General features: G+C 72.3%; 11 protein-coding genes. 2 read left to right on the top strand and 9 right to left on the bottom strand.

What is annotated here, in order from left to right; translation table 11 throughout:
• Window positions 1-439 precede the first annotated feature (439 nt).
• Entirely contained in the window at window positions 440-1,054 is a 615-nt protein-coding gene (locus tag P3G67_RS32120; protein WP_276096638.1) for a hypothetical protein, read from the bottom strand.
• A 153-nt stretch (window positions 1,055-1,207) separates the two neighbouring features.
• On the bottom strand, window positions 1,208-2,665 hold the full coding sequence (gene ahcY, locus P3G67_RS32115) for an adenosylhomocysteinase (RefSeq protein WP_269855820.1): 1,458 nt from the start codon (window positions 2,663-2,665) through the stop codon (window positions 1,208-1,210).
• Between the two features lie 406 nt (window positions 2,666-3,071).
• Between ahcY and P3G67_RS32110 the strand changes: the two genes are divergently transcribed.
• Window positions 3,072-5,333 (top strand): fructose-specific PTS transporter subunit EIIC, encoded by a 2,262-nt coding sequence (locus P3G67_RS32110; RefSeq protein WP_276096637.1) that lies wholly within the window; start codon window positions 3,072-3,074, stop codon window positions 5,331-5,333.
• 48 nt (window positions 5,334-5,381) lie between these two features.
• Here the strand turns inward: P3G67_RS32110 and manA are convergent, their stop codons facing one another.
• The 5 genes from manA to P3G67_RS32085 form a co-directional block, all read right to left on the bottom strand.
• Complete coding sequence (gene manA / locus P3G67_RS32105; protein WP_276096636.1) at window positions 5,382-6,581, bottom strand: mannose-6-phosphate isomerase, class I; 1,200 nt, start codon at window positions 6,579-6,581, stop codon at window positions 5,382-5,384.
• 58 nt (window positions 6,582-6,639) lie between these two features.
• Window positions 6,640-7,800, bottom strand: coding sequence for an SIS domain-containing protein (locus P3G67_RS32100; protein ID WP_276096635.1), 1,161 nt, complete (start codon window positions 7,798-7,800; stop codon window positions 6,640-6,642).
• Between the two features lie 32 nt (window positions 7,801-7,832).
• On the bottom strand, window positions 7,833-8,018 hold the full coding sequence (locus P3G67_RS32095; protein ID WP_269855816.1) for a Trm112 family protein: 186 nt from the start codon (window positions 8,016-8,018) through the stop codon (window positions 7,833-7,835).
• Between the two features lie 180 nt (window positions 8,019-8,198).
• On the bottom strand, window positions 8,199-9,557 hold the full coding sequence (locus tag P3G67_RS32090) for a phosphomannomutase/phosphoglucomutase (protein WP_269855815.1): 1,359 nt from the start codon (window positions 9,555-9,557) through the stop codon (window positions 8,199-8,201).
• Between the two features lie 151 nt (window positions 9,558-9,708).
• Window positions 9,709-10,119, bottom strand: a complete 411-nt coding sequence (locus P3G67_RS32085; RefSeq protein ID WP_276096634.1) for a DUF3499 domain-containing protein — start codon at window positions 10,117-10,119, stop codon at window positions 9,709-9,711.
• A gap of 337 nt (window positions 10,120-10,456) precedes the next feature.
• Here P3G67_RS32085 and P3G67_RS32080 point away from each other — a divergent pair, with 337 nt between their 5' ends.
• On the top strand, window positions 10,457-10,906 hold the full coding sequence (locus P3G67_RS32080; RefSeq protein WP_276096644.1) for a metallopeptidase family protein: 450 nt from the start codon (window positions 10,457-10,459) through the stop codon (window positions 10,904-10,906).
• Between the two features lie 22 nt (window positions 10,907-10,928).
• Here P3G67_RS32080 and P3G67_RS32075 read toward each other — a convergent pair whose 3' ends face one another.
• Together P3G67_RS32075 and P3G67_RS32070 are read right to left on the bottom strand one after the other, a co-directional pair.
• Window positions 10,929-12,419 carry a DUF5719 family protein gene (locus P3G67_RS32075; protein WP_276096633.1) on the bottom strand — a complete coding sequence of 497 codons (1,491 nt, stop codon included), beginning with the start codon at window positions 12,417-12,419 and terminating at the stop codon, window positions 10,929-10,931.
• Window positions 12,416-16,174 (bottom strand): glycosyltransferase family 2 protein, encoded by a 3,759-nt coding sequence (locus tag P3G67_RS32070; protein WP_276096632.1) that lies wholly within the window; start codon window positions 16,172-16,174, stop codon window positions 12,416-12,418. The genes P3G67_RS32075 and P3G67_RS32070 overlap by 4 nt, the downstream gene beginning before the upstream one ends.
• Between the last annotated feature and the right edge of the window lie 69 nt (window positions 16,175-16,243).

The raw sequence follows: 16,243 nt of genomic DNA, 5'->3' as shown, positions 1-16,243 counted from the left end.
GGCACGCTGTTGAGTTCTCAAGGAACGGAAGCTTCCTTCGAGACCGTCTCACCGGTCCCTCCGGGCTTTCCCTTCGGTTTCTCCAGCTTATCAGATCTTTTCGGACCCGATTCCCGCTGGCGGGATTCACCTTCTGGCTTTCGCTTTCCGGTGTCTCCGACACTACCAGATCCGCTTTCCGCCGAGCCAATCGGCGTTCGCATTTCCGTTAGTAATTCGGAAGGGGTGTTGCGGTGCTTCTCGGATCCAATTCCTTGAAGCGGGGTAGAGACTACCCGGACCGCCACTCGTATGTCTACTTCGTGACAACCGTTAGACTCTACCTCCCCCCTCCACCCGTGTCAACGGGTTTTGCGAGGCGTGCTGAAGACTAGCAGGTCAGCCGGGCTGTTTGCACATCGTGCGGCCACCGGCCGGCCATCGCCCGGCAGCGCGACCGTCACCCGAACGTGGAAGGCGGGCTCTCCAGGTTCTCCAGCTCGATGCCGGGGGCGGCGAGCACGACGTCCCCCGCGAGGTGGACCGTGCTCTGCTCGCCGGTCTGCAGGTCGCTGACCTGGTACTCCTCCACGACCAGCGGGCCGTTGTCAGTGGCGTGTGCTGTCCTGTCCTTCAAGGCCCAGGACTGGTCGAGGGTCCGGGGCGCGAGGACGGGGGAGGTGAGTGCGACGAGCCGGACGCGGGTCGCGGGGGCGCCCAGGGAGAGGCGCAGTAGCCGCGCGGTGGCGACCAGGAAGGCAGGGGACGCCCCGGTGAAGGCGTGGGCGGCGGCGTTTCCCTCCTGGGCGTGTTCGCCGGTTGGGTCGGTACGGACCCAGGTCACGCCGTCCAGTGCGGCGCCGCGTACCTGCCATCCGCCCGCATGGAGTTCGAGCCGGATGGGTCGGCCGAGGTCGTCGATCGTGAGGTCGACGGATCCCGCTTCCTGGCCGTTCGGCGTGGTGGTGCGGGCGGTGTAGCGCCAGCCGGAGGTACCGGTGGCGCAGTGGAAGTCCTCTTCGCCGAGGGGGGTGTGATCGTGCGTGTCGTAGAACGAGTAGCGACCGCGGGGCATGGTGGGGGCTTTCGGTTCTCCGAAGGGCGAGGCCCCCGCCGGGAGTACCGACGGGGGCCCGCGCTCGGTGCATCGGTGCTGACCGGGTGGTCGGCCTGCGGATCATTGGTGCGCTGGATCCGCGGCCGGCTGGTCCGGGCGGCGTTGGCCGGATCAGTAGCGGTAGTGGTCCGGCTTGTACGGGCCCTCGACCGGGACGCCGATGTAGGCGGCCTGCTCGGGGCGCAGGGTGGTGAGCTTGACGCCGAGGGCGTCGAGGTGGAGGCGGGCCACCTTCTCGTCCAGGTGCTTGGGGAGCACGTAGACGCCGGTGGGGTAGGCCTGGGGCTTGGTGAACAGCTCGATCTGGGCGATGGTCTGGTTCGCGAAGCTGTTGGACATCACGAACGAGGGGTGACCGGTGGCGTTGCCCAGGTTGAGCAGGCGGCCTTCGGACAGCACGATCAGGGTCTTGCCGTCGGGGAAGGTCCAGGTGTGGACCTGGGGCTTGACCTCGGTCTTGACGATGCCGGGGATGTTGGCGAGCCCCGCCATGTCGATCTCGTTGTCGAAGTGGCCGATGTTTCCGACGATGGCCTGGTGCTTCATCTTGGCCATGTCACTGGCCATGATGATGTCCCGGTTGCCGGTGGTGGTGACGAAGATGTCGGCGATCTCGACGACCTCGTCCAGGGTGGTGACCTGGTAGCCGTCCATGGCGGCCTGCAGGGCGCAGATCGGGTCGATCTCGGTGATGATGACGCGGGCGCCCTGGCCGCGCAGCGACTCGGCGCAGCCCTTGCCGACATCGCCGTAGCCGCAGACGACGGCTACCTTGCCCCCGATGAGGACGTCGGTGGCACGGTTGATGCCGTCGATCAGGGAGTGGCGGCAGCCGTACTTGTTGTCGAACTTGGACTTGGTGACCGCGTCGTTGACGTTGATCGCCGGGAAGAGCAGCGAGCCCGCCTGCTGCATCTCGTAGAGGCGGTGGACGCCGGTTGTGGTCTCCTCGGTGACGCCGCGGATCTCCGAGGCGAGCCGGGTCCACTTGTTGGGGTTCTCGGCGAGGGTGCGGTTGAGCAGCTGCAGGATGATGCGGTACTCGTCGTTGTCCGCGGTGGACGGGTCGGGGGCCGATCCGGCCTTCTCGAACTCGACGCCCTTGTGGACGAGCAGGGTGGCGTCACCGCCGTCGTCCAGGATCATGTTGGGGCCGCCGGTGGGGCTGTTCGGCCAGGTCAGGGCCTGTTCCGTGCACCACCAGTACTCCTCCAGGGTCTCGCCCTTCCACGCGAAGACCGGGACGCCCTGGGGGTTGTCCGGCGTGCCGTTGGGGCCGACGGCGATGGCCGCGGCGGCGTGGTCCTGGGTGGAGAAGATGTTGCAGGAGGCCCAGCGGACCTCGGCGCCCAGCGCGACCAGGGTCTCGATGAGGACGGCGGTCTGCACGGTCATGTGCAGCGAGCCGGTGATGCGGGCGCCGGCGAGCGGCTGGGCTTCGGCGTACTCCTTGCGGATCGCCATGAGGCCGGGCATCTCGTGCTCGGCGAGCGTGATCTCCTTGCGGCCGAAGGATGCCAGGGAAAGGTCGGCAACCTTGAAGTCGGGGCTGGTGGAGGTCGACGTCATGCGGTGTGCTCCTCGCGGATCGGGTCGAGGGTGGGCATCGGTCTGTCCGCTGCGGCCGTGCGGCGGGTCCGGGCGGACGCGCCGAAAAGGACCGGGGGTGCCGGTCCTCGTACCGCAGCCCAGCCCGTCGGAGGCCCTCTCTCCCTCGGTCGGTCCGCGCGTTCGGGACCGCCCGACCGCCATCAGCAGCGACGTCTGGCTTCGCTGACGAATCTACACCGAACGGCCCAGCGGGCCCCAGTCCGTCGAGGAAGTCCGGGGCGCGTTCACGGTCTCGGTCGACGCTCGTCCTTGGTGATATCGAGGGCGTTCGCCAACTTTCGCTTTGTTCCCAGCGTGTTGCAGGATGCGATCGACGCGAGAACACTCTTGGCACTCGCGTACGGACGGCTGAAGGAGATACGACGTGACGAGGCCCGCCGATCCCCCCAAGGACGCGGGGACCCGCGAGGGGCTGAGGCTGCTCGCGATAACCGCCTGTCCCACCGGCATCGCGCACACCTATATGGCCGCGGAGAAGTTGCAGCAGGCCGCGGAGGCGCTCGGGGTCGAGATGAAGGTCGAGACACAGGGTTCGATCGGCGCCGAGAACGTGTTGACTGACAACGATGTCAGGCACGCCGACGGGATCATCGTCGCGGCGGACAAGGACGTCGACCTCAGTCGCTTCGTCGGCAAGCGGGTGCTCAGTGTCGGGGTCTCCGAGGGCATCAGCCATCCGGAGCGGCTGATCGAACGGGTGCGCAGCGCGCCGGTCCACGCGGGCGACGGCGGCGCGCCGTCCGGTGGTGACCGCCGCGGCGGGGAACGCGGCGTCACGTACAAGGCGCTGATGAACGGCGTCAGTTACATGATCCCGTTCGTGGTGGTCGGCGGTCTGCTGTTGGCGGTCTCGTTGGCGTTGGGCGGCCATCCGGACCCGTCGGGCGGTCTGGTCATCCCGAAGGGCAGCTTCTGGGCGCATGTGAACGACGTCGGCACGATCGGCTTCACGTTGATGGTGCCGATCCTGTCCGGCTACATCGCCTATGCGATCGGTGACCGGCCCGCGCTGGTGCCGGGCATGATCGGCGGCTGGATAGCCAACACTGGTGCGCTGTACGACTCCAAGGCGGGTGCCGGCTTCATCGGGGCGATTGTCACCGGGTTCCTCGCCGGCTATCTGGTGGTGTGGATCAAGAAGGTCAGGGTCCCGAAGTTCGTGCAGCCGATCATGCCGATCATCGTGATCCCGATCGTGGCCACGACCGCGCTGGGTCTGTTCTTCATCTATGTCATCGGCAGGCCGATCTCGTGGGTGTTCGCTCATCTGACGAGCTGGCTCAGCGGGATGACGGGGTCCAGTGCGATCGTGCTGGGCGCGATCCTGGGCCTGATGATCGCCTTCGACATGGGCGGCCCGGTCAACAAGACGGCGTTCCTGTTCGGCGCCGGGCTGATCGCCTCCGGCAACCAGACGGTCATGGGCATGTGCGCGGCGGCGATCCCGGTGATGCCGCTCGGTCAGGGCCTGGCGACGCTGGTGCGGCGCCGTCTGTACACCGCCCAGGAGCGCGAGACCGGTATCGCCGCCCTGTTCATGGGCTGCTTCGGCATCTCCGAGGGTGCGATTCCGTTCGCCGCCGCGCGGCCCGCGAAGGTCATTCCGGCGAACATGCTCGGTGGCGCGGTGGCCGGTGCCGTCGCGGGGATGGCCGGTGTGAAGGACGCGGTGCCGCACGGCGGGCCGATCGTGGCGGTACTCGGCGCGGTCGGCGGTGTGCCGGTCTTCTTCGTCGCCGTGGCGATCGGCACGGTGGTGACCGCGTTGACGACGGTGTCCCTGGTCTCGCTTGAGGAGCACGGGGACGCCGCGCCGTCCACCGATCCGCTGCCGGTGGCGGTCCCGGAGCCCGCCCTGGCCGGTGCCGGGAGTTCGGCGTCCACGCCGGCCGGCACCGGGCCGGTCGCCCCGGGCGCGGTCACCGCGACGGCCACGGCCGTCGACGCCACGGTGAAGTCCCCCGCCGCTGAACCCGTCGCCACCAGCGCGGCTCCCATCGCCGTGGCCGAGGGCCCGACCACCGCAGAACCGGGCGCGGCCACCGCCGTGGCCGTGCCCCCGGCTACCGCCGAACCGAGCGTGCCCCCGGCAACCGCACCGGGCCCTGCCGATTCCCTGGCCGAGGAACCGCCCGCCGCCGCAACGGCTGTCGCCGCGCCGCCCGAGGCAGAGGTACTGTCCGGCTACCTGACCGAGCGGACCGTGCGCGAGGAACTGACCGCGAGCGACAAGGAGTCCGCGATACGGGAGATGGCCGGGTTGTTGGCGGAGACCGGGAAGGTCGCCGATGTCGACGCGCTGGTGGCCGCCGCGCTGGCCCGGGAGGCGCAGGGGACCACGGGTCTCGGCGAGGAGATCGCGATACCGCATGCCAAGACGGATGCGGTGACCGCGCCGGTGGTCGGGTTCGCGCGGTCCGGCGAGGGGATCGAGTGGGGCGCCCTGGACGGGACGAAGGCGAAACTCGTCTTCATGATCTCGGTGCCGGAGGCGGCGGCCGGGGACGAGCATCTGCGAATACTGGCGCTGCTGTCCCGCAAGCTGATGGACGCCGGTTTCCGCGAGCGGTTGGCGACCGCGCCGACCCGTGCCGAGATCATGCGGGTGCTGTCGGAGGTGCGGTAGCGCGACGCCCCCGGCTGCTCGCCAGAGCTGCCGGGGGCGTACCCGGCGTCAGGCGACGACGGTCGCGCGGAAGACCGTGCCCGCGCCGTCGAGCGTGACCCGCTCGTCGGCCGGGACGAACGCCGACTCACCGCGTGCCAGGGTGAGTTGGGCGTCGCCGGGTCCGTGCAGCGTCACCTCGCCCGCGGTGCACAGCAGGATCTGCGGGGTGCGGTCGCCGAGGGAGCGGGGGCGGCCGCCGGGGGCGAGGGTGTAGCGGGAGAGCCGGAACTCGTCGGTCGGGGTGTCGTAGACCTCTTCGCCGTCACCGCTGTCCTCCGGGCGCAGCACGCCCGCGTCGCCGGACTCGAAGCGGACGATGCGCATCAGTTCGGGGACGTCGATGTGCTTGGGGGTGAGCCCGCAGCGCAGCACGTTGTCGGAGTTGGCCATGATCTCCACACCGAGTCCGCCCAGGTAGGCGTGCGGCACTCCGGCGCCGAGGTAGAGCGCCTCGCCGGGCTGCAGGCGTACGTGGTTGAGCAGCATGGCGGCGATGACGCCGGGGTCGCCCGGGAAGTGGTCGGCGGCGGACGCGTAGGCGGCGTAGTCGTCCGCGAACCTGCCGTCCTCGGTGGCGAGTCGGGCCGCGGCCTCGGTGGCCTCCTCGACGGTCCCGGCCATCTCCTCGCGGTCGGCGCCCAGTACGGCGGCGAGGACCTCGCGCAGTGCCTCGTCCTCGGGGCGGGCGCGCAGGATGTCCACGTACGGCTTGAGGGAGTTGACGCCCAGGCCTTCGAGGAGTTCGGCGGCCTCGGCGGGGTGCCGGAAGCCGCACAGCCCGTCGAAGGGCGTCAGCGCGCAGATCATCTCCGGCTTGTGGTTGGCGTCCTTGTAGTTGCGGTGCGGTGCGTCGATGGGGACGCCGCGGTCCTCCTCGTCGGCGAATCCGGCCTTGGCCTGCTCAAGGTCCGGGTGCACCTGGACGGACAGCGGGGCTCCGGCCGCCAGCACCTTGAGGAGGAACGGCAGCCGGGGGCCGAAGCGTTCGACGGCGGGCTTGCCGAGTTCGCCGTACGGGTCCGCGTCGATGATCTCGTTGAGCGGCGCCAGGCCGGTGCCGCGGTCGAGTCGTGAGGGCGCGCCGGGGTGAGCGCCCATCCACAGTTCGGCCTGCGGTTCACCGGTGGGTTCGGTGCCCAGCAGTTCGGGGATGGCGGTCGTGGAGCCCCAGGCGTAGGGGCGCACGGTGTTGACGAGGCGGTCCATGCGGTCAGGTGTTCCTATTCGGTGCGTGTCGGGTGCGTCCTTCGGGCGCACGGCGGCGTCATGCCGATGATCCCTCAGCCGGGGTGAGCGCCAGGTAGACGGCGGCGAAATCGGTGAGGGCGAGAAGTTCGGCGAGGGTTTCGGCGGGGCTGCCGTCGGCCGCGTCGATCTCGCTGAGCGGTGTGCCGTGGGCGTTGGCCGCTTCGACGGCCGCGGTGGCGGGCTCGGTCTCCGGTTCGCGCAGCAGCACGATCCGCAGCCGTAGTCCGTCGGGTTCCTCGACGCGGTCGCGGAAGAAGTCGTCGAGGTCGTCACCGGCGGGGGTCAGGGTGCCGTCGAGCAGCGCGCGGTGTTCGGCGATGGCCTCGGGCAGTGCCGCCGCGAGTGCCGGGCGGCCCGCCAGTGAGGTCAGGACGGCGGCGAAGCGGCGGGCGGCCGGGGCGACGGTGGCGCCCTCGCTCCACACCAGCGGTAGGGAGTGGGCGAGTTCGACGGCGAGGGCCTTGGCCGGGTTGCGGTAGGTCTCGGCGGCCGGGCCGAAGCGTTCCGCGGCGGCGTCGAGCCGGTCGGCGACGGCCGCCACGACGTCCGGCGGGGCGGACAGCAGCCCCATCCGGTCGGCGAGCGAGAGCAGCGGGGTGAGCAGCGCCCAGAACGCTCCCGGATCCGGTGGAACGTCCGGTTCGGTGCCGTGGGCGGCGTCGTAGGCCTCGGTGGCGGTCGGGCGGTACGGCGGCGGTGCGAAGGGCAGCGCCAGGCCGTGCGCCTGCTGGAGCGCGCCGGTCAGCGGGGTCCCGGACGGGGAGACTCCGGCGACCGTGCAGCCGCGCCGGTAGGCCTGCTCCACGAGGCCGGTCAGGCCCGGTTCGGTGCCGTCGGCGGTGGTGAGCAGCAGCAGGTCGAGCGGTCCGGCCCAGCCGGGCAGCGTCCAGCGCAGTTCCTGTGCGGTGGGGGCGCTGCCGGTGGGGGCGAGGGGTAGGACGGGGCAGGCGGCGAGGCCGCCGAGCAGGTCGGCGAGCTGGCCGGGGGCCGAGCCGGGACCGGCGATGAGGAGGGTGCGCGGGCGGCCGTCGGGCTTGAGTTCGCCGAGCCCGGCCTCTGCCGCGGCCCGGGCGGCGGTTCTCACCCGGGCGCCTGCCGCGGCCACGCTGGGCAGCAGCCCGCCGGTGTCCGCACGGGCTAGGGCGTCGGGACTGTCGAGCAGGGCCTCGTCGAGCATCGTGTCCTCCGGCCTGGTGCCGTCGCGTCCGGTTATGCCGGGCGACGGGCCTCGTCGATGAGGAGCACCGGGATGTCGTCCCGTACCGGGTAGGCCAGGCCGCAGGTCTCGCCGGTGCAGATCAGCTCGGGCTCGGCGGCGTCGGCGGCGCTCTGGCGGAGCGGGGCGTGGCAGGCCGGGCAGGCGAGGATCTCCAGGAGGCTGGCTTCGAGCGGCATGGGGGGCGTGTCCTCTTCGGCGGGTGATGGGTGGTAGGGCGGTTCGGGCCGGTGCGGCGACCGGGCCGCCGGGTCGTGGGGTGGTCGCGCCGTTGTCGGTACGGCGTGGTCAGCGTACCGCCGGGAGGGGTCCGGCGGGGGTCCGGGGAGGGATCTCCGGACCCCCGCCAAGCGGGTGGTTCAGGCGCGGACGATCGCCAGGACCTCGTCGCGCAGCCGCTCGACGGTGGCGGTGTCCCGGGCCTCGACGTTGAGCCGGAGGAGCGGCTCGGTGTTGGAGGGGCGCAGGTTGAACCACCAGTCGCCGCCGGTGACGGTCAGGCCGTCCAGTTCGTCGAAGGAGACCCCCTCGCGGCCGTCGAACGCGGCGCGCACCGCGGCGGTGCGCTCGGCCTGGTCGGCGACGGTGGAGTTGATCTCACCGGAGGCGGCGTACCGGTCGTACTCGGCGACCAGTTCGGACAGCGGGCGCTGCTGGCCGCCGAGCGCGGCGAGGACGTGCAGCGCGGCGAGCATGCCGGTGTCGGCCTTCCAGAAGTCCCGGAAGTAGTAGTGCGCGGAGTGCTCGCCGCCGAAGATCGCGCCGGTGCGGGCCATCTCCTGCTTGATGAAGGAGTGGCCGACGCGGGTGCGCACCACCTGGCCGCCGTGCTCCTTGACGACCTCGGGCACCGACCAGGAGGTGATCAGGTTGTGGATGATCGTCTCGCCGGGGTGCTTGGCCAGTTCGCGGGCGGCGACCAGGGCGGTGATCGCGGACGGGGAGACCGGCTCGCCGCGCTCGTCGATGACGAAGCAGCGGTCGGCGTCGCCGTCGAAGGCCAGGCCGATGTCGGCGCCGACCTCGCGGACCTTGTGCTGGAGGTCGACCAGGTTCTTGGGGTCGAGGGGGTTGGCCTCGTGGTTGGGGAAGGTGCCGTCGAGCTCGAAGTACATCGGGGTGAGGTCGATGGGCAGGCCGTCGAAGACGGTGGGCACGGTGTGGCCGCCCATGCCGTTTCCGGCGTCGACCGCGACCTTCAGCCGGCGGATGCCGCTGAGGTCGACCAGCTGGCGCAGGTATCCGGCGTAGTCGGCGAGCACGTCGCGCTGGGTGATGGTGCCCGGGGTGGCGTCGGTGGCGGGCAGGCCGGTCTCCAACCACTGCTCGGCCAGCTCGCGGATCTCGGCGAGGCCGGTGTCCTGGCCCACGGGGGCGGCGCCCGCCTTGCACATCTTGATGCCGTTGTACTGGGCCGGGTTGTGGCTGGCGGTGAACATCGCGCCGGGCAGGTCGAGCTCGCCGGAGGCGAAGTACAGCTGGTCGGTCGAGCACAGCCCGATCTCGGTGACGTCGGCGCCACGGGAGGCGGCGCCCTCGGCGAAGGCGCGGGCCATGCCCGGGGAGGACGGGCGCATGTCGTGGCCGACGACGATCGCGTCGGCGCCCGTCACTGTGGCGAAGGCCGCGCCGAACAGCTCGGCGAGCTCCTCGTCCCACTGGTCCGGGACGACACCGCGGACGTCGTACGCCTTCACGATCTGACTCAGGTCGGGCACAGCGGCTCCAGGTTCAACAGCGCCGGGCGACGCGGCACGGGGGTGGACAACTGGCCCCCCAACCTACCCGGCGAAACTGAGTGCCCTTGGCGTACGTCCGGTGAACCGGGGGCGGCGCCCACCCCAACGGTGGGGGCGGGGTGCCGCTGGCCTACGGTTCGGGCGAGCGCAGCACCCGCAGATGGCCGCGCCGGGCGACCTCCACGGGGTCCCCCTCACGGGTGGCCCGCGGCCGGTCCTGGGGGCGGGCCGCCTCCCGCACGGCGTTGGCCAATGCTTCGAGGTCGTCGCCGGTGGGGCGGGTGGGCCCGGAGTCGACGGCGAGCCGGACGACCTCCCAGCCGCGGGGGGCGGTCAGCCGGGCGGAGTGCTCGGAGCACAGGTCATAGCAGTGCGGCTCGGCGTAGGTGGCGAGCGGGCCGAGGACGGCCGTCGAGTCCGCGTAGACGTACGTCAGCGTCGCGACGGCGGGACGACCGCACGCGGTGCGCGAACAACGACGTACAGGGCTCACGACGTTGGACGGTACCGCACTCTTGAGCGGGCCGCGACGACTCTCCACGACCTCACCCGCTCGTGTCGTCCCGGTTCACCGGGATCGCCCGATCTTGTGACGTACGGTCCTACCTGCACGGCAGGCCCAAGCAATGGCCAGAGCCGCTTTCGGAGGCGGTCAACGGGCGGAGCAAATCGCGCCAATTGTGGTATGTCGCACGATCAGCGATGCGGATACGTGCGGTCTCGTTTGCACCCCGAACGCACATTGCCCGACATAACACCGGTTGTAAGCCGCCTGGGCGAAGCCCCACCCGCTCCCGGCGCCACGTCCCGCGCCCGTAGGGAGATCCAATACCGTGCCGTCACCATGCCCCGCACGGTGACGGCTACGCTTCGACATGATGGACACCCCTGTTCCGCCCCCCACTGAGCGGGCGGCCCGTCGGCGCGACCGCCATGGGCGCGGTATGCGCGGACCACTCGCGCCGCCGCAGGTGCCGCTGTCGGTGAGCCGTTCCGACGCCTTCGACGACCTGGTGCGGGACGCCGCGGAACGCCTGGAGCGCCGCTGGCCGCAGCTGGCGGAGGTCGAGTTCGCGGTACAGGACGTACCGCCGCCCACCCCGGACCTGGCCGACACCGACGTCGTCCCGCTCGGCCAGCTGATCACCGCGGGCGCCTCGGGCAAGGGCCCGCGCAACCGCATCGTGGTCTACCGGCGGCCGGTGGAGATCCGGGCCAAGGGCCGCGACGAGCGGGCGCTGCTGGTCCACGAGGTCGTGGTCGAGCAGGTCGCGGAGTTGCTCGGGCTCTCACCGGAGAACGTGGACCCGCGCTACGGCGAGGAGTGATCCGGCGGCTCGGCCCCGGCCGCTACCGCTCCAGTACCTGGAGGTCCTCCCCCGCGCTGGGCACCGCCACCGTGCCGCCGTCGTCCGGCATCGGCTGGATGGTGAAGTCCGGGACGCCGTTGTTGTCCGCGGCGAGCATGCGGGAGGCGTAGACCGGGCCACCGGAGACCGGTTCGACGGTCACCGCGAAGGTGCCCTTGCCGCCCGGGTCGGGCGGGGCCATGGCGGTGGTCGTACCGGCCTTGAGGGTGACCGTCTTGCTGGCCGGAGAGCCGCCGTCGGTCGTGGCCGAGCTGGTGATCTTGACGGTGGCGTCCGCGCTGGGCGCGGCCAGCGAGAGCGTGGTTCCCTTCGCGTGGTTCTCGGCCACCGAGGCGCGCTGTCCCACGGCGCCCGCACCGGGCACGAACGCCATCTCCTGGGAGGCGCCCTTGCCCCGGGTGACCCGCACTGCGGCGACGAACGGCGCGGCGCTGCCGGAGTCCGTCGGGGTGAGCCGCAGCGAACCGACCTGTCCCTGGGTCAGCCCCGGCAGATCGGTGGCGGTCGTCATGCCGCTCTTGATGTGCAGTGTCTCGTGCCCGGCCGGAACGATCGAACCGCTCGGGGTGAGCAACTGCACCTTCAGATCGGCGTCGTTGGTGCCCGTGGCGTACGCCACCAGGTGCACCGAGGTCGCGTCGGCCGGGATGCCCGGCAGTACCGCGCTGGTGGCCGGAGGCGCCGAGGCGGGCAGCCAGTCGCTGCCGTTCTTGCTGTCCATCGCCTGGACCGCGGCGGCCACCCGACCGGTGCGCACCGCGACGTGCACGGTCAGGTCCGCGGTCTGCGCGGAGGTGAGGGTGGACAGCAGCACCGGCACGCTGGACCCGCCGGGGACGGTGATGCCCTCGCCGTTGCCGGTCTTGACCAGCCCGTTGCTGTCGTACAGCTCGATGTCCACGACGGCGGCGGTGTCGTCCGGGTTGGTGAGGTGGACGTAGTCCTGCCGGTCGCCCGAGGTGCTGGCGGCGGGAAACCAGAAGTCGGCGCCGGGCGCGGTGCACGACGTGCCGAGCATGCCGCGGCCGGGCCCGGCGTCGATGGTGGTGGTCTCCTGCACCGTCCAGCCGGGCGCGAACCGCCCGTCGGCGGTGCCGATCAGTGGACCGGTGGTCTTGTTGGTGGTGGCGGTGGCGGGCTTGCCGGGATCGGTGAGCGGCGCCACCGGCCTGCCGTTGGAACCGCCGCCGGAGCTTCCGGAGCTGTCCGCGGCCTGCCCCGGCTGCAGCACCGCGCTCCCCCCACCGCTCGCGCCGCTGCCCACCGGGGTGAACGAGGTGTACGTGGTGGACGCCGCGTCGACCCCCGCCGGGGCCGGGCAGAGCAGCGCGGAGCGCTCAACGGGCTTGCGCACGGCCGCCGTTGGCGCCGTCTTGCCCGCGTTCGAGGCGGGCGCGAGGGCGGTGGCCACTCCGGTGACGGCGGCGAGCGCCGCCACGACGCCGATCAGGGACACGGTGGTGCGGTTCACTGCTGTTCGCTCCCGTCGCGGCGGTGGCCGAACTCACCGGCGCCGTACGCCGGATCGTAGGGCGGGGCCGGCTGCTGGTAGCCGTACGGGTCGACGTACTCGCCGCCCTGGTACGCGCCGTCCTCGTACGTGCCGTACTCGCCGCTCTGGCCGTACTCGCCGTACTCGGCGCCCGGGTAAGGGGGTTGCTGCTGGTACTGGTCACCCGCGTACGGGTCGTACTCGCCGGGCTGGGCGGCCGGGTAGGCGTACCCGTTCCACTCCTGATAGCCCTGCTGCTGGTGCGGAACCTGCGGTACCGCGCCGTACGGGTCCTGTTCCGGGGCGGTGGCCTGGTGCGGGACGGCGGCGTACGGGTCGGGCTCCGAAGGCTCCGGGGCCACGGCCGCGACGGGCTCGACGTCCTCCACCGGCTCGGCGGGCTGCGCGGCCCGCTCCGCCTCCGCGCGCAGGCGGCGGGCCCTGCGCCCCTCGCCGCCGGTGGACTGCGCCGGGATCGACGCGGTCGCGGTGGCCAGGTCCTCCGGCAGGTCGTCGTCCACGTCACGGCGGCGGCCCGGCAGTGCCAGCACGACCACCACGAGCGCCAGGAAGCCCTGCGCCCACAGCCATGCGGTGTGCGTCACGGGGTCGGCGAAGGTGAGGTCCAACCGGCCGCCGTTCGCCGGGAGTTGGAAGCCCTGCGCCCATCCGTCGACCGTGGTCGCGGTCAGCGGCTTGCCGTCCAGCGTGGCCTGCCAGCCGGAGTCGGCCGTGTCCGCGACGCGCAGCGTACGGCCCGCGGGACCGGACGGGATCGTGGTGTGCGCCTCGACCTTGCCCGCGGCCACCGAGACCGGCGCCGCCGCGGTGCCGCCGGCGCCCTTGGGGGCGACGATGGTGATCCGCGAGACGTTGTCGTTCAGCCGCCACAGCGCCGTACCGCCGTTCTGGCTGAGCCTGGTGAGACCCGGCGTGCTGTCCAGCACCCGGCCCATCTCGGCGGGCGCGCCCGGCTGGAGCAGCACGTAGCGCACCGCGTAGCCGCCGAGTTGGCTGGTCTGGTCGCCGCCGGAACCGGCCACCAGGTTGGCGACGACGCCGTCGAGCCCCGGGTCGTGCCCGGCCTCGGCGGCGATCTCGCCGTCGCCCATGCGCGCCCCGGAGCCGCGCACCAGCACGTACCGGACATGGCCCGGGTCACCGGCGATCACCAGCGTGCGGGCCTGGTCCGCGGTGGAGCTCTCCTCGGCGACGAACGCCGGGACCTGTACCGCGTCGCGCCGCTGGAGCGGGCCGGCCGCGCCGTCCGCCATCCAGCCGACCGCGGCGATCAGCGGCGCCGCCGCGGCGGCCAGCGCGATGAGCCCGGCGACCGGCTGCCGCCAGCCGAAACCGGCCGCGGAGATACGGGCCTTGGCGTCCTCCGCGCCGACCACCGCGGCGGCGATCAGCCCCAAGCCGTACAGCAGGGTGGTGGGGCCGGGCCACCGGTAGCCGTTCTGCACCGCGGCGGCCAGCAGACCGGTGAGGGCGACCGCCCAGGCCGTGAGGACGGCGAACCGCCGCCCGTCGCGCAGCAGCGCCGCGAGTCCGGCGAGCACCAGTCCGACCAGCAGGAAGCCGGTGGCGGCCTTGGGGCCGCCGGGGCTGAGCATGACGAGGTCGAGCGCGGAGGCGGCGCCGTCGCGGTACGGCAGTCCCGCCTCGCGCAGGAAGAACGACGGGTGCGACAGAAGCGTCATCGACCACGGCGCCAACAGCCCCAGCGGGGTGGCCAGTACGGCGAGGAAGCGCAGCCCCTGCGGCAGCAGCAGCCCGGTCTGCCCGCGTACCACGCGCAGCACCAGGACGGCGACGGCGAGTGCCACGGCGACCGGCCACACCACCGGGGTGAAGGCGGTGGTGACGGTGAGCAGCAGCGCGTACGCCCAGGTGGCCCGCCAACTGGGCCTGGTGCCACGGGAGATGGCGGACCCGCCGAGTTGCAGTCCGCCGGCCGCCACGGCGGCCCGGGCCATCAGCGGCAGCAGGACCGCCAGCACCGCGGTACCCAGCCGGCCCGCGGCGAGCGCACCGGTGGCGGCAGGCAGGAAGGCGTAGGCGATCGCGCCCCAGGCGCGCAGCAGCCGGGACTCGACCAGTGGCCGGGAGGCGAAGTAGGCGGTGAGCCCGGCGAGCGGGACCGAGCACACCAGCAGCAGCGTCAGTGCCAGCCCGGTGCTGCCCAGCAGCGCGGTGGACAGCAGCGCCACCAGGGCCAGGTACGGCGGCGCGGCCTGGGTGTCGCCGGTGCCCACGGCATGCCATGCCCCCGCGTAGGCGCCCCACAGGTCGGAGGCGCCGCCGGGGGCGGGCAGCAGGGCGCCGCCGGTCAGTGCGCCGCTGCCGAGCAGCGAGCGGCAGGCGACCAGCGCGACCAGTAGCAGAACCGCGAACAGCATGGGCGCGGGCTTGCGGGCGATCCGCCGCAGCCGGGCGAACTGCTCCACGTCCAGGTAGTCGGCGTCCTCGTCGCCCGGCCCGGACTCGACGGCGCCGCCGTGCCGTCCGGCCGAGGAGGAGTCGGGCTCGGAGCGGCCCGAGAGGTTGCTGTAGGCCTGTTCGACGCTGGCCCGCAGCGTGGCGCCGGGTGGTGGGAACAGCGGTCTGAGTTCGGCCGCGGCCACCACCGGGCGGCCCCTGCGTTTGCGGGCGCCCAGGATCCTTCCGGGCCGCAGCAGCACCCTGATCAGGCCGGCGACCTCGTCCAGCGCCTGCCCGGGGACCTTGCCGACCAGGAAGCCGAGGGTGCGCAGCAGGGTGCTGAGCACGACGCGCAGCAGCACGTAGGGCAGCAGTACGCCACGGGCGTTGGCCAGCAGGGTGTAGACCGCGCCCGCCTTGTCGACCCGGTGCGGGTTGACCGAGGAGCGTCCGGCGCAGTCGACGGTGCGGCGTTCCCGGGAGGCGGCCTCGGCGTGCCGCAGTACGGCTTCGGGGGCGACGAGCACGGTGTGCCCTGCGCTCTGGGCACGCCAGCAGAAGTCGACGTCGTCGCGCATCAGCGGCAACCGCCGGTCGAATCCGCCGAGTTCATCCCATATGTCGCGGCGGACCAGCATGCCCGCGGAGGAGACCGAGAGCACCTGGCGGACCTGGTCGTGCTGCCCCTGGTCCTGTTCGCGGCGCTCCAGACCGGTCCAACGGCGGCCGCTGCGGGCGATGCTGACGCCCACTTCGAGCAGCGCGCGGCGGTCGTACCAGCTGCGCACCTTGGGGCCGATCACGGCGGCGGACGGCGAGGAGTCGGCGACGCGCAGGAGTTCGGCGAGGGCGTCGGGCGCCGGCTCGCAGTCGTCGTGCAGCAGCCACAGCCACTGCACCGTTTCCGGCGGCTGCTGCTCCCGCTGCTCGAAGGCGTCGTCGTTCCAGGTGCGGGTCACCGGGTCCCAGGCGCTGGGCGGTTGGAGGTACGGCAGCTCCTCCGGCGGTACCGGGCCGAAGGTCTGTACGGCCTCGGCGACCGCGGCACCGAAGCCGGTGCGGCGGGCGAGGTGCAGCACGCGGTCGGCGCCGATCGCCTCGGTGAGCAGCCGGTCGGTGTCGTCGGCGCTGCCGGTGTCGCAGGCGATGACGCTCTGCGCCGGTCGGGTCTGGCCCAGCAGACCGGCGAGCGCGTCGGGCAGCCAACGGGCGCCGTCGTGGGCGACGAGCACCGCGGTGACGATGTGACGCGGGAACTCAGGTTCAGGAGTGCGGGCGGGGTACGCCCCCTGTTGGCTGTGCACGGACATCGAGGTACGGGCCCCGGTTCGCTGGACTGCGGTGGACGCGTACGGCGCCTTGCGGGCCTGACGTGTCTC

Source organism: Streptomyces silvisoli (assembly GCF_029269905.1).
Taxonomy (GTDB): Bacteria; Actinomycetota; Actinomycetes; order Streptomycetales; family Streptomycetaceae; genus Streptantibioticus_A; species Streptantibioticus_A silvisoli_A.
The sequence above is the reverse complement of the archived record's forward strand: the minus strand, read 5'-3'. Positions and strand labels throughout refer to the sequence as shown.

What these genes read in the sequence shown, in the direction of transcription:
- P3G67_RS32100 (WP_276096635.1), bottom strand. Translation starts at nt 7,800, where the DNA reads ATGCTCGACGAGGCCCTGCTCGACAGTCCCGACGCCCTAGCCCGTGCG.
- P3G67_RS32080 (WP_276096644.1), top strand. Translation starts at nt 10,457, where the DNA reads ATGGACACCCCTGTTCCGCCCCCCACTGAGCGGGCGGCCCGTCGGCGC.
- P3G67_RS32070 (WP_276096632.1), bottom strand. Translation starts at nt 16,174, where the DNA reads ATGTCCGTGCACAGCCAACAGGGGGCGTACCCCGCCCGCACTCCTGAA.
- P3G67_RS32120 (WP_276096638.1), bottom strand. Translation starts at nt 1,054, where the DNA reads ATGCCCCGCGGTCGCTACTCGTTCTACGACACGCACGATCACACCCCC.
- manA (WP_276096636.1), bottom strand. Translation starts at nt 6,581, where the DNA reads ATGGACCGCCTCGTCAACACCGTGCGCCCCTACGCCTGGGGCTCCACG.
- P3G67_RS32095 (WP_269855816.1), bottom strand. Translation starts at nt 8,018, where the DNA reads ATGCCGCTCGAAGCCAGCCTCCTGGAGATCCTCGCCTGCCCGGCCTGC.
- ahcY (WP_269855820.1), bottom strand. Translation starts at nt 2,665, where the DNA reads ATGACGTCGACCTCCACCAGCCCCGACTTCAAGGTTGCCGACCTTTCC.